Genomic DNA, 12103 nt, shown 5'->3' on the forward strand with positions numbered 1-12103 from the left:
GGTGCTCCTCACCCAGAAAAGCGAACAACCCATCGAAGCTATCAGCGAGTTATGCATCAGACAAGTACTATCCCAGGCTATTTTGATCGCCCGAGCGGCGAGCGCTTTACCCCGCTGCGCGGCTTCGGCAATGCGCATCTGCAAACGCTGCTGCCGCGCCTGCTGCGCCGCCGCGTCACGCTGCGCCCGCACTGGCAGCGCCTCGATCTGCCGGACGGCGACTTCGTCGATCTGGCGTGGAGCGAAGATCCGGCACAGGCACGTCACAAGCCGCGCATGGTGCTGTTCCACGGGCTGGAAGGCAGTTTCCGCAGCCCGTATGCGCATGGGCTGATGCAGGCGTGTCAGGCGCGCGGCTGGCTGGCGGTGATCATGCACTTCCGCGGCTGCAGCGGCGAGCCCAACCGTCTGCAGCGCATCTATCACTCCGGTGAAACTGAAGATGCGACCTATTTTCTGCACTGGCTGCAGCGCGAATGGGGCACGGTGCCGACGGCGGCGGTCGGCGTTTCGCTCGGCGGCAATATGCTGGCCTGTCTGCTGGGGCTGCAGGGCACGTCGGCCCCGCTGGATGCCGCGGTCGCCATTTCCGCGCCGCTGGCGCTGGAGCCGTGCAGCCAGAAGCTGGACGTGGGCTTTTCACGCTTTTATCAGCACTACCTGCTGACCCAGCTGAAGAAAAACGCCACGCGCAAACTGCGCGCCTGGCCGGGCACGCTGCCGGTCGATCTGACGCAGCTGCGCGCCTTTCGCCGGCTGCGCGAGTTTGATGATGCGATTACCGCCCGCGCGCACGGGTTTATTGATGCGCGCGACTATTATCAGCGCGCCAGCGCCATGCCATTGCTGACCGGCGTGCGCAAGCCGCTGCTGATCATCCATGCTAAAGACGATCCCTTCATGACCGATGCGGTGATCCCGCAGCCGCAGCAGTTGTCTGCCACAATTGAGTATCAGCTGACGCAGCAAGGCGGTCACGTCGGCTTCGTGGGCGGCAGCCTGCTGCGACCCAAAATGTGGCTGGAGCAGCGCGTGCCGGACTGGCTCTCAACTTATCTGGATATGTAACTGTGATTATTCCCTGGCAAGAACTCGACCCGACAACGCTGGAAAACCTGATAGAAAGTTTTGTGCTGCGTGAAGGCACCGATTATGGCGAGCAGGAGCGCAGCCTGACGCAGAAAGTGGCCGACGTGCGCCGCCAGCTTGAGCAGGGCGAAGTGGTACTGGTGTGGTCAGAATTGCATGAATCGGTCAATATTATGCCGCGGCGGGAATTTCGCGGCTGATGCGTCAGGCGGCAATTCGTGGTAACAATGCTCATCGCCGGACTTCACAGGGAGCGCTGTTATGTCAGCCAGGCATCCAGTCATAGCCGTTACCGGTTCCAGCGGCGCCGGAACCACCACCACCAGTCTCGCCTTCCGTAAAATTTTCCAGCAGCTGGATCTGCACGCGGCGGAAGTAGAAGGCGACAGTTTCCATCGCTATACCCGTCCGGAAATGGACATGGCGATTCGTAAGGCGCGCGACCTCGGGCGTCACATCAGCTACTTTGGTCCGGAAGCCAACGACTTCGGCCTGCTGGAGCAGACTTTCCGCGACTATGGTCAGAGCGGACTCGGCCAGTCGCGCAAATATCTGCACACCTACGATGAAGCGGTGCCGTGGAATCAGGTGCCGGGCACCTTTACACCGTGGCAGCCGCTGCCGGAAAACACCGATGTGCTGTTCTATGAAGGCCTGCACGGCGGCGTGGTGACGCAGCAACATAACGTGGCGGAACATGTCGATCTGCTGGTTGGCGTGGTACCGATTGTTAATCTGGAGTGGATTCAGAAACTGGTGCGCGACACCAGCGAGCGCGGCCATTCGCGCGAAGCGGTGATGGATTCGGTGGTGCGTTCGATGGAAGACTACATCAACTACATCACGCCGCAGTTTTCCCGCACGCACCTCAACTTCCAGCGCGTGCCGACCGTGGATACCTCGAACCCGTTTGCCGCGCGCGAGATCCCGTCGCTGGATGAGAGCTTTGTGGTGATCCATTTTCGCGGCCTGGAGGGCATCGCTTTTCCTTATCTACTGGCGATGATCCAGGGCTCGTTTATTTCCCACATGAATACGCTGGTGGTGCCGGGCGGCAAGATGGGACTGGCGATGGAGTTGATCATGACGCCGCTGGTGCAGCGGTTGATTGAAGGAAAACGTATTGAATAGCGCAGGCTAACGCGCCAGTTTCGGCGAAAGGAACTGAGATCGGGAGCGCAGGGCCGCGCTCCCGGCTGGATTACAGCTCCACCACTTCGTAGCTGTGCGTTATCTCGACGCCCTTGCCCAGCATGATCGCCACCGAGCAGTACTTCTCCGCGGACAGATCCACCGCGCGCGCTACCGCTTTATCGCTCAGCGCTTTGCCGCTGACAATAAAATGCAGATTGATATGCGTAAAAATGCGTGGCGCTTCTTCGCGGCGTTCCGAGGTCAGTTTGACTTCACAATCGGCGACATCGTTGCGCCCCTTTTGCAGAATCGACACCACGTCAATCGCGCTGCAGCCGCCCGCAGCCATCAACACCATCTCCATCGGGCTGGGCGCTTTATCACCGGAATTGCCGTCCATTAATACCTGATGACCGGATGAGGATTCTCCGAGAAAGGTCAGCCCTTCCACCCATTTCACTCGTGCCTGCATTATTCTTTCTCCTGAAGCGGCGGTTTTGCCGCCAGAGTACGCTTTCACCTGACAAACAGCAATGCAGACGCATCCCCCACCTGCTGAAGCGAGACAACAGGAGACAGGTTGCAAAAGCTATGCTACAAACAGTGCTGAAAATATTTTCGTCACGAAAGACGAAAGCGGGACGAATCAAAAGCATCGCTTACGAATCCACCCCCGAATAACTGTCCCTCACGGGAAACGCTGGACGATTTCACCGCCTGACAGGGAAAACTGCCCCCTGTATTTTGGGCACGATTACAACAGAGGATAATAGCGAATGGTTCTCGGCAAACCGCAAACAGACCCTACACTCGAATGGTTCCTGTCCCATTGCCATATTCACAAATATCCATCCAAAAGCACCCTCATCCATCAGGGTGAGAAAGCGGAAACGCTGTACTACATCGTGAAAGGTTCCGTCGCGGTACTGATTAAAGATGAAGAAGGCAAAGAGATGATTCTCTCCTACCTCAATCAGGGGGATTTCATCGGTGAGCTCGGCCTGTTTGAAGAGGGCCAGGAGCGTAGCGCCTGGGTACGTGCGAAAACCGCCTGCGAAGTGGCTGAAATTTCCTACAAAAAATTCCGTCAGCTGATTCAGGTCAATCCGGATATTTTAATGCGCCTGTCGGCGCAGATGGCGCGTCGCCTGCAGGTTACATCTGAAAAAGTCGGCAACCTTGCCTTCCTCGATGTGACCGGCCGTATCGCGCAAACGCTGCTCAACCTGGCGAAACAGCCTGATGCCATGACCCACCCGGACGGTATGCAGATTAAAATCACCCGTCAGGAGATTGGTCAGATCGTGGGCTGCTCACGCGAAACCGTGGGTCGTATCCTGAAAATGCTGGAAGATCAGAACCTGATCTCCGCACACGGCAAAACCATCGTCGTTTACGGCACCCGCTGATTTCTTCTCACCCACGGCGTGATGGCAACATCGCGCCGTTTCTGTTTACGATGAGCTGATGTGGCGTCGAATCATCTATCATCCGGAAGTTAACTATGCGCTGCGGCAAACGCTGGTGCTGTGCCTGCCTGTGGCGCTCGGCTGGCTGTTTGGCGATCTGCAAAAAGGGCTGCTGTTCTCCCTGGTGCCGGCCTGCTGCAACATCGCCGGTCTGGATACGCCACACAAGCGGTTCTTCAAACGGCTGATTGTCGGCGGCGCACTGTTCGCCAGCGGCAGTTTTCTGATTCAGTACCTCACGGCTTACGCTGTGCCGCTGCCGCTGATTCTGCTGGTGTTACCGCTGCTGGTGGGCGTGACCGGCGAAATCAGCCCGCTGCATGGTCGTTTACTGCCCGGCACGCTGATCGCCGCCATCTTTACCTTAAGCCTCGTCGGCCGTATGCCGATGTGGGTCCCGCCGCTACTGTATATTGGCGGGACGCTGTGGTACGGGCTGTTTAACTGGTTCTGGTTCTGGCTGTGGAAAGAGCAGCCGATGCGCGAGACCCTTAGCCTGCTGTACCGCGAGCTGGCCGATTACTGCGACGCCAAATACACCCTGCTGACGCAGCTGACCGATCCGGAAAAAGCGCTGCCGCCGCTACTGGCGCGCCAGCAGAAAGCGGTCGATCTGATCACCACCTGTTATCAGCAGATGCATATGCTGTCCGCCAGCCGTGATAACAGCCACAAACGCCTGACGCGCGCCTTTCAGGTTGCGCTCGATCTGCAGGAGCACATCTCGGTCAGCCTGCACCAGCCGGAAGAGGTGCAAAAGCTGGTGGAGCAGAGCCACGCCGAGGCGGTGATCCGCTGGAACGCGAAAATCATTTCGGCACGGCTGCGTGTGCTGGCCGATGCCATTCTCTATCACCAGCTGCCGGAACGCTTCCACATGGAGAAGCCGCTCGGCGCGCTGGAGAAAATTGCCCGGCAGCACCCGGATAATCCGGTCGGTAATTTCTGCCTCTACCATTTCAGCCGCATTGCGCGCGTGCTGCGCACGCAGAAGCCGCTGTATACCCGCGACCTGATGGCCGATCGCCAGCGCCGCCTGCCGCTGTTGCCGGCGCTGCGCAGCTACCTGTCGCTAAAATCTGCCGCGCTGCGGACGGCGGCGCGCTTTGCGGTGATGCTGATGTTCGGCAGCGCGCTGGCGCTGTTCTTCAATATTCCCAAGCCTTACTGGATTCTGATGACCATCATGTTTGTCAGCCAGAACGGCTACAGCGCCACGCGCGTTCGCATTCAGCACCGGGCACTCGGCACCTTCGCCGGCTTGCTGATTGCCGCGGCGTCGCTGCGCTTTGCCGTACCGGAGTCGATTGCCCTGCTGACCATGCTGGTCATCACGCTCGCCAGCTATCTGATCACGCGTAAATATTATGGCTGGTCGATGATTGGCTTTACGGTGACGGCGGTGTATTCGCTGCAGCTGCTGTCGCTGAACGGCGCACAGTTCCTGCTGCCACGCATGATGGATACGCTGATGGGCTGCCTGATTGCCTTCGCGGGCATGATCTGGCTATGGCCGCAGTGGCAGAGCGGGCTGCTGCGCAATAACGCGCACGACGCGCTGGAGGCGTATCAGGAGGCGCTGCGCCTGCTGCTCGGTCCGGAGCAGGCGCCGGAGAAGCTGGCGTATCAGCGCGTCAAGGTTAACCAGGCGCACAACGCGCTGTTTAACTCGCTCAACCAGGCGTCTACCGAACCGGGCTTTAACTTCCAGTATCTGAAAGATATGCGCCTGTGGGTGACTCACAGCCAGTTTATCGTCGAGCACATCAACGCCATGACCATTCTGGCGCGCGAGCACACCATGCTGACGCCAAAGCTGGCGGAGCGCTACTTGCAGTCCTGTGAAATCGCGCTGCAGCGCTGTCAGCAGCGGCTGGCTTACGACGGGCCGGGCAACGACAGCAATATTCTGGAAGCGCCGGAGAATCTGAATGAGGGGCCGGTGACGATTGTCGAACAGCATGTGAAGCGCATTCTGCAGCACCTCAATGTGATGCACACCATTTCTTCACTGGCGTGGAGCCAGCGCCCGCATCACGGCCGCTGGCTCAGCGTGCTGAAACCAAAAGGTTAGTTCAGGACTTTTGCGATCGCCCGGGCGAAGCGCGCCATGCCTTCTGCGATATCGGTCGGCTCAATCACCAGCGACGGCACAAAGCGAATCACATCGCTGCCGGCGGTCAGTACCATCAGGCCTTCAGCGGCGGAAGCGTTGAGGATATCGCGCGCTTTGCTGGCGTGCTGCGCGTTAAGTACGGCACCCAGCAGCAGCCCTTTGCCCCGAATTTCACTCAAGATGTCGAACTGCTGATTGATCTTCTGCAGCGCCGAGACAAACTGCTCACGGCGTGCGTCAACACCATTCAGAACCTCGGGCGTATTGATGATATCCAGCGCGGTTTCGGCAATCGCACAGGCCAGCGGGTTGCCGCCGTAGGTGGTGCCGTGCACGCCTGGCGCCATCACCGAGGCGATTTCATGGGTGGTCAGCATCGCGCTCACCGGGAAACCGCCGCCCAGCGCTTTAGCGGTGGTGATGATATCTGGCTTGATACCATAGTGTTCGTAAGCAAACAGCTTACCGCTGCGGCCCATGCCGCTCTGCACTTCATCCAGCACCAGCAGCGCGTTGTGCTGATCGCACAGCGCACGCAATCCCTGCATGAATTCCGGCGTTGCCGGCATCACGCCGCCTTCCCCCTGAATCGGCTCCACCACAATCGCGCAGGTGTGGTCGTCAATCACCGCTTTCACCGCGGCCAGATCGTTAAACGGCACATGGACGATATCCGCCGGCTTCGGACCAAAGCCATCGGAGTATTTCGGCTGACCGCCCACCGAGACGGTGAACAGCGTGCGGCCGTGGAAGGCGTTGTGGAAAGCGATAATTTTGCTTTTGAACGGGCTGTGCTTTTTGCAGGCGTAGTAGCGCGCCAGTTTGAACGCCGCTTCGTTCGCTTCGGCACCGGAGTTGCCGAAGAATACCCGCTCGGCGAAGGTCGCCGCGATCAGTTTACTGGCGAGGCGCAGCGCCGGCTCATTGGTGAACACGTTACTGGTGTGCCACAGGGTTTCGCCCTGGCTTTTCAGCGTTTCCACCAGCGCCGGATGACAATGGCCCAGCGCGGTGACCGCGATACCACCGGAGAAGTCGATATACTCTTTGCCCTGCTGATCCCACACGCGGCTGCCTTTGCCTTTGACCGGCACAAACTGCGCAGGTGCATAAACAGGCAAAATAACGTTATCGAACGTTTCCCGGCTTACCGCTAGATTTTCCGCTGCCATTGATGACCTCATCGGGTTATTTGTTGAGCTGATGTGAAATTATAATCACAAAATATGCATAAAAAATCATGCAATGGCAAACGGAAGTTACGTATTGAGGAAATTCGCCAGCAGCTGATGCCCCTGCTCGCTGAGAATACTCTCCGGATGGAACTGCACGCCCTCCAGCGGCAGCGTACGATGGCGGAAGCCCATGATCTCATCGGCAACGCCGTCGCGCAGGCTCCAGGCGGTGACTTCAAACTCCGGCGGCAGCGTGTCGCGCGCCACAGTCAGCGAGTGATAGCGCGTGACGGTTAGCGGATTATTCAGGTTGCGGAACACGCCCTGGCCGGTATGCTGCACCGCAGAGGTTTTGCCGTGCATCACCTGGCGCGCGCGCACCACCTGCGCGCCGTAGGCCTGGGCGATAGCCTGATGGCCCAGGCATACACCGAGAACCGGCAACCGTCCGGCAAAGTGGCGAATGGCTTCGAGCGAAATGCCGGATTGATCCGGCGTACAGGGGCCCGGCGAGATCACCAGATGACTCAGCGGCAGCGCTGTCATCTCTTCCAGCGTCATCGCATCGTTGCGCACCACGCGCACCTGCGCGCCCAGTTCACAAAAGTACTGGTAGAGATTCCAGGTAAAGGAGTCGTAGTTATCAATTAGCAGCAGCATAATGCCCTCAGGCCAGTAAAACCGCCGCTATTCTACGCATTTTAACGCGCCGGACTCACCACTTTCGCAAACTGCGCGTTGAGCGGCGCGAGATCGCCGCCGACGCCGGCGATGATGGCCTGGTGCCAGCTTTCAGGCTCCAGCGTATCCCAGTTCAACAGATAGCCCGCGTGCAGCGCCAGCTGTTCGAAAAAGATGCGCTGTGCCCGCCCGTTACCGGCACGGAACGGATGCAGGACGTAGATTTCACAGTAGTAGTGCGCGATGCGTGCCACGAAGGTCTGCAGGTCGAGGTCGCACAGGCCCTCTTCCTCCTCCAGTGCGCTCATCAGCGCATTGCCCTCGTTCTCGATGTACTCACAGTGGCAATAGGGCGTGTCGTCGCGCCAGATGTCGATAGTACGCAGTTCGCCGGCCCAGCTGTAGATATCCTGAAACAGCGTGCGGTGAATGTGGCGCAGGTGCGGCAGGCCAGGCGTGGCCGGTCCGAGCGCCAGCGTGGCCAGCCGCGCCGCGCTGAATGCCAGCTCGGCTTTACGCAGCTGCGCCACGTCGTGAATTTCCAGCAGGTTTTTCAGCACGTCATCGTTGTGCCACAAATAGGGATCGCGCACCGCCAGGCTGTTATCCGCCATATTGCCTCCTCAGCGATGCCAGACGATCGTCCGCCTGGGCGCTCTCGACGGCAGGTTCATTCAGCGTATAACCGGCCAGTTTGCAGCTGGCCTGATAATTGGCCGCACGGGTTTGCTGCCACAACGTGATTTTCTGTTTTTCGGTGAGTTTGCTGCTCATAGCGCCTCCGGCAAGCAGGATGTGCCCTAAGTATAAGAGCAAATTTCAGCTTTGCCGGAGCGCGGCAGACGGCGCCACCCAGGGGTGGCGCGCAGAGGGATTACGGCAGGACTTTCGCGGAAGTGATAACAATCGGTTTTGACGGCACATTCTGGTATGGCCCGACATCTTTGGTCGGCACCTGGGCGATCTTGTCGATCACATCCATGCCTTTCACTACTTTACCAAACACCGCATAGCCGAAGTCGCGCTGGCCATGGTCAAGAAAAGCGTTGTCCGCCACGTTCAGGAAGAACTGGCTGGTCGCGCTGTCTTTCTCAGCGGTACGCGCCATGGAAATGGTGCCACGCAGGTTGCGCAGGCCGTTATCCGCTTCGTTTTTGATCGGCGCGTTGGTCTGCTTCTGCTGCATATCCGCCGTGAAACCGCCGCCCTGAATCATGAAACCCGGGATCACACGATGGAAAATGGTGTTGTTGTAGAAGCCGTTATTCACGTAATCCACAAAGTTTTTTACTGAAACCGGGGCTTTCTGATTATCCAGTTCAAGTTCGATATTGCCCGCAGAGGTGGTGAGCAGCACGTGCGTATCCCCTTTCGCCGCCAGAGCCGAAGCAGATACAGAAGAGAGCGCTAACAGGGCAACCGCCGCTGTCAAAGTACGTTTAAGCATGAAAGATTCCTTACCTTGGAGAGCAAGCTCAAAAACGAGATTGATTGTAAAGAGCATGTAATACAAGAGCCAGCGTTTTACCTATATTTACGCTGATATTGCTATCGTCATACTTTTCCCGTCGCGCAATCATTTGCGTGACGAAAATCACACTATTAATGAAATATTTCTCGCACGTTTCACTGCTTGTTTATTACGATCACAGATCCATTTACAATTCATGACACTTTTTGCCACGTCGGCGCATCACAGGTTCAGAACATGACAAACCGTAATCGCATTGGCCTTACCTGGATCAGCTTTTTCTCCTATGCGCTCACCGGCGCACTGGTGATCGTTACCGGTATGGTGCTGGATAATATTGCCCAGTATTTCCAGCTGCCCATCTCAGAGATGAGCAACACCTTCACTTTCCTTAACGCCGGTATTCTGGCGGCGGTGTTCCTGAACGCCTGGCTGATGGTGATTGTGCCACTCAAGCGCCAGCTGATCTTTGGCTTTGTGCTGATGATCCTCGCCGTGGCCGGGCTGATGACCAGCCATAACCTCACGGTGTTCTCGCTGTGCATGTTCGTGCTCGGCGTGGTCAGCGGTATCACCATGTCGATCGGCACCTTCCTGATTACCCATCTGTACGATGGTCGCCAGCGCGGTTCCCGTCTGCTGTTTACCGACTCGTTCTTTAGCATGGCCGGCACCATCTTCCCGATTATCGCGGGCATTCTGCTGGCGCGCGCGCTGCCGTGGTACTGGGTTTACGCCTGCATTGGCGTGATCTACGTGGCGATCTTCATCCTGACGCTGATGGTCGAGTTCCCGGTACTGAAGAGCGAAGCCGCGGTGCAGGGCGGCGAAAAAGAGAAGTGGGGCATCGGCGTGCTGTTCCTGTCGATCGCGGCACTGTGCTACATCCTCGGCCAGCTCGGCTTCATCTCCTGGGTACCGGAATACGCCACCAAATCAATGGGCATGGATATCGCCGCCGCCGGTCAGCTGGTCGGTAACTTCTGGACCGCCTATATGGTCGGCATGTGGGCGTTCAGCTTCCTGCTGCGCTTCTTCGACCTGCAACGCATTCTGGTGGTGCTGGCGCTGCTGGCCACCGGCCTGATGTTCTGGTTCGTGAAAACCACCGATGCCAGCATGCTGCACTGGATCATTATGTCGCTTGGCTTCTTCTCCAGCGCCATTTACACCACCATCATCACGCTGGGCTCGCTGCAGACCAAAGCGTCATCGCCGAAGCTGGTGAACTTCATCCTCACCTGCGGCACCGTCGGCACCATGCTGACCTTCGTGGTCACCGGCCCGATCGTGGCCAAAGGCGGTGCCCACGCGGCGCTGTCCACCGCGAACGCGCTGTACGCGGTGGTGTTTGTGATGTGTGTGCTGCTCGGCTTTGTCACCAAACATCGCCAGCACGCTCACCAGACTGCCTGATCCTCGAGCGGCGCGAAGTCTCGCGCCGCTATTCCCCTTCCCGCTCCCTTAACGCCGGAACGTCACCGCTTCGCTAGCGCCGAGATAAATTTCACTGCTTGCCGGCTGTGTGGCCGCCACCAGCACGCCCTTAAGCAGCGAATAGCGCACCGGCACCTGACGGCGCAGCGCATCGAACCCGTTATCAGCAGGCAAAATAATCAGGCTGGCCGCGTTGCCTACCTGCACGCCATAATCCGCCAGCTGCATGGTTTTGGCACTGTTGTGCGTGATGAGTTGCAGACCGCTGTCGATCTGCTCATAGCCCATCAGCTGACAGACGTGCAGCCCCATGTGCAGCACCTGCAGCATGCTGGCGGTGCCGAGCGGATACCAGGGATCGAACACATCATCATGGCCGAAGCAGACGTTGATACCCGCCTCCAGCAGCTCTTTCACCCGCGTCACGCCGCGCCGTTTCGGGTAGCTGTCAAAGCGTCCCTGCAGATGAATATTCACCAGCGGATTGGCGACAAAGTTAATCTGCGACAGCTTCAGCAGGCGGAACAGCCGCGAGGTATACGCGTTATTGTACGAATGCATCGCCGTGGTGTGGCTGGCGGTGACGCGCGCGCCCATGCCCTCGCGGTGCGCCAGCGCCGCCACGGTTTCGACAAAGCGTGACTGCTCATCATCAATCTCGTCACAGTGCACGTCCACCAGCCGGTCATAGCGCTGCGCCAGCGCAAATGCCTTGTGCAGCGATTCGACGCCATATTCGCGGGTAAATTCATAATGCGGGATCGCGCCCACCACATCGGCACCAAGGCGCAGCGCCTCTTCCAGCAGCGCTTCGCCGTTGGGATAAGAGAGAATGCCCTCCTGCGGAAAGGCCACGATCTGGATATCGATCCACGGCGCCATCTCCGCTTTCACCTCCAGCATCGCGGTTAAGGCGGTCAGCGTGGGATCGGACACATCCACGTGGGTACGCACGTGCTGAATGCCGTTGGCAATTTGCCACTTCAGCGTCTGCCGCGCGCGCTGCTTCACATCCTCATGGCTGAGCAGCGCCTTGCGTTCAGCCCAGCGCTCAATGCCTTCAAACAGCGTGCCGGACTGATTCCACGCCGGTTCGCCGGCGGTTTGCGTAGTGTCGAGATGAATATGCGGCTCGATAAACGGCGCGCTCGCCAGGCCACCGGCGGCATCCAGCGCATCCGGCTGGGCGGCCGTCTGCGGCGGCTGCGGAATGATGGCGCTGATGTTGCCGTGGCGAATTTCGATCTGCCATAAACCCGGTTGGCCTGCCAGGCGCAGGTTGTTTATCCACTTAAACGCTTGCTGGGTCATATCCTTCTCCGCTGAAAACGCAACATCTTAAGCTAGCACGAAAAACGGCCGCGCCGCTGGCAACTTTTCTGCCGCCATTGGGTAATTTTCAACCAAATAAAAGACTTAGATAAAAACGCGTAAAATCAGCAACATACCTCTAAATGGGTATATAAAGCCGCAGTTGATGTACGTCAATAAGCGCCAGAAACAGCGCGCTAAGGTAGGCGCAGATCCCGCA

General features: G+C 58.3%; 13 protein-coding genes. 6 read left to right on the forward strand and 7 right to left on the reverse strand.

Going from position 1 to position 12103, the window contains the following annotated elements; all coding sequences use genetic code 11:
- Positions 1 to 51: 51 nt before the first annotated feature.
- From KOL70_RS10885 to KOL70_RS10895, 3 genes are all read left to right on the forward strand, one after another.
- Positions 52 to 1068: a hydrolase gene (locus tag KOL70_RS10885; RefSeq protein WP_058759291.1), complete on the forward strand. Its 1017-nt coding sequence runs from the start codon at positions 52 to 54 to the stop codon at positions 1066 to 1068.
- Between the two features lie 2 nt (positions 1069 to 1070).
- Positions 1071 to 1289, forward strand: a complete 219-nt coding sequence (locus tag KOL70_RS10890; protein ID WP_021507442.1) for a YheU family protein — start codon at positions 1071 to 1073, stop codon at positions 1287 to 1289.
- Between the two features lie 61 nt (positions 1290 to 1350).
- Complete coding sequence (locus KOL70_RS10895; RefSeq protein WP_021507441.1) at positions 1351 to 2220, forward strand: phosphoribulokinase; 870 nt, start codon at positions 1351 to 1353, stop codon at positions 2218 to 2220.
- Between the two features lie 70 nt (positions 2221 to 2290).
- Here KOL70_RS10895 and KOL70_RS10900 read toward each other — a convergent pair whose 3' ends face one another.
- A complete protein-coding gene (locus KOL70_RS10900) occupies positions 2291 to 2695 on the reverse strand; it encodes an OsmC family protein (protein ID WP_021507440.1) in 405 nt (134 codons plus the stop codon).
- A 304-nt stretch (positions 2696 to 2999) separates the two neighbouring features.
- Here KOL70_RS10900 and crp point away from each other — a divergent pair, with 304 nt between their 5' ends.
- Together crp and KOL70_RS10910 are read left to right on the forward strand one after the other, a co-directional pair.
- Positions 3000 to 3632, forward strand: coding sequence for a cAMP-activated global transcriptional regulator CRP (gene crp / locus KOL70_RS10905; protein WP_000242755.1), 633 nt, complete (start codon positions 3000 to 3002; stop codon positions 3630 to 3632).
- 58 nt (positions 3633 to 3690) lie between these two features.
- Positions 3691 to 5766: a YccS/YhfK family putative transporter gene (locus tag KOL70_RS10910; RefSeq protein WP_021507439.1), complete on the forward strand. Its 2076-nt coding sequence runs from the start codon at positions 3691 to 3693 to the stop codon at positions 5764 to 5766.
- Here KOL70_RS10910 and KOL70_RS10915 read toward each other — a convergent pair.
- The 5 genes from KOL70_RS10915 to ppiA all read right to left on the reverse strand — a co-directional run bounded on the left by KOL70_RS10915 (position 5763) and on the right by ppiA (position 9111).
- Complete coding sequence (locus KOL70_RS10915; protein ID WP_215480630.1) at positions 5763 to 6980, reverse strand: aspartate aminotransferase family protein; 1218 nt, start codon at positions 6978 to 6980, stop codon at positions 5763 to 5765. The genes KOL70_RS10910 and KOL70_RS10915 overlap by 4 nt on opposite strands.
- An 87-nt stretch (positions 6981 to 7067) precedes the next feature.
- Positions 7068 to 7643 (reverse strand): aminodeoxychorismate synthase component II, encoded by a 576-nt coding sequence (locus tag KOL70_RS10920; RefSeq protein WP_215480631.1) that lies wholly within the window; start codon positions 7641 to 7643, stop codon positions 7068 to 7070.
- 41 nt (positions 7644 to 7684) lie between these two features.
- Entirely contained in the window at positions 7685 to 8278 is a 594-nt protein-coding gene (locus KOL70_RS10925; RefSeq protein WP_215480632.1) for a putative adenosine monophosphate-protein transferase Fic, read from the reverse strand.
- Positions 8268 to 8438, reverse strand: coding sequence for a YhfG family protein (locus KOL70_RS10930; RefSeq protein WP_021507436.1), 171 nt, complete (start codon positions 8436 to 8438; stop codon positions 8268 to 8270). Before KOL70_RS10930 ends, KOL70_RS10925 begins: the two co-directional genes overlap by 11 nt.
- Positions 8439 to 8538: 100 nt before the next feature.
- Positions 8539 to 9111, reverse strand: a complete 573-nt coding sequence (gene ppiA, locus KOL70_RS10935) for a peptidylprolyl isomerase A (RefSeq protein ID WP_021507435.1) — start codon at positions 9109 to 9111, stop codon at positions 8539 to 8541.
- Between the two features lie 261 nt (positions 9112 to 9372).
- Between ppiA and tsgA the strand changes: the two genes are divergently transcribed.
- The gene (tsgA, locus tag KOL70_RS10940; RefSeq protein ID WP_021507434.1) at positions 9373 to 10551 is read left to right on the forward strand and encodes an MFS transporter TsgA; all 1179 of its coding nucleotides are present in this window, start codon (positions 9373 to 9375) and stop codon (positions 10549 to 10551) included.
- Positions 10552 to 10599: 48 nt separating this feature from the next.
- Here the strand turns inward: tsgA and KOL70_RS10945 are convergent, their stop codons facing one another.
- Positions 10600 to 11883, reverse strand: a complete 1284-nt coding sequence (locus KOL70_RS10945) for a cytosine deaminase (protein ID WP_215480633.1) — start codon at positions 11881 to 11883, stop codon at positions 10600 to 10602.
- Between the last annotated feature and the right edge of the window lie 220 nt (positions 11884 to 12103).

The sequence above is a fragment of the Pantoea sp. B270 genome (genome assembly GCF_018726825.1).
In the GTDB taxonomy this organism is placed as follows: Bacteria; Pseudomonadota; Gammaproteobacteria; order Enterobacterales; family Enterobacteriaceae; genus Pantoea; species Pantoea dispersa.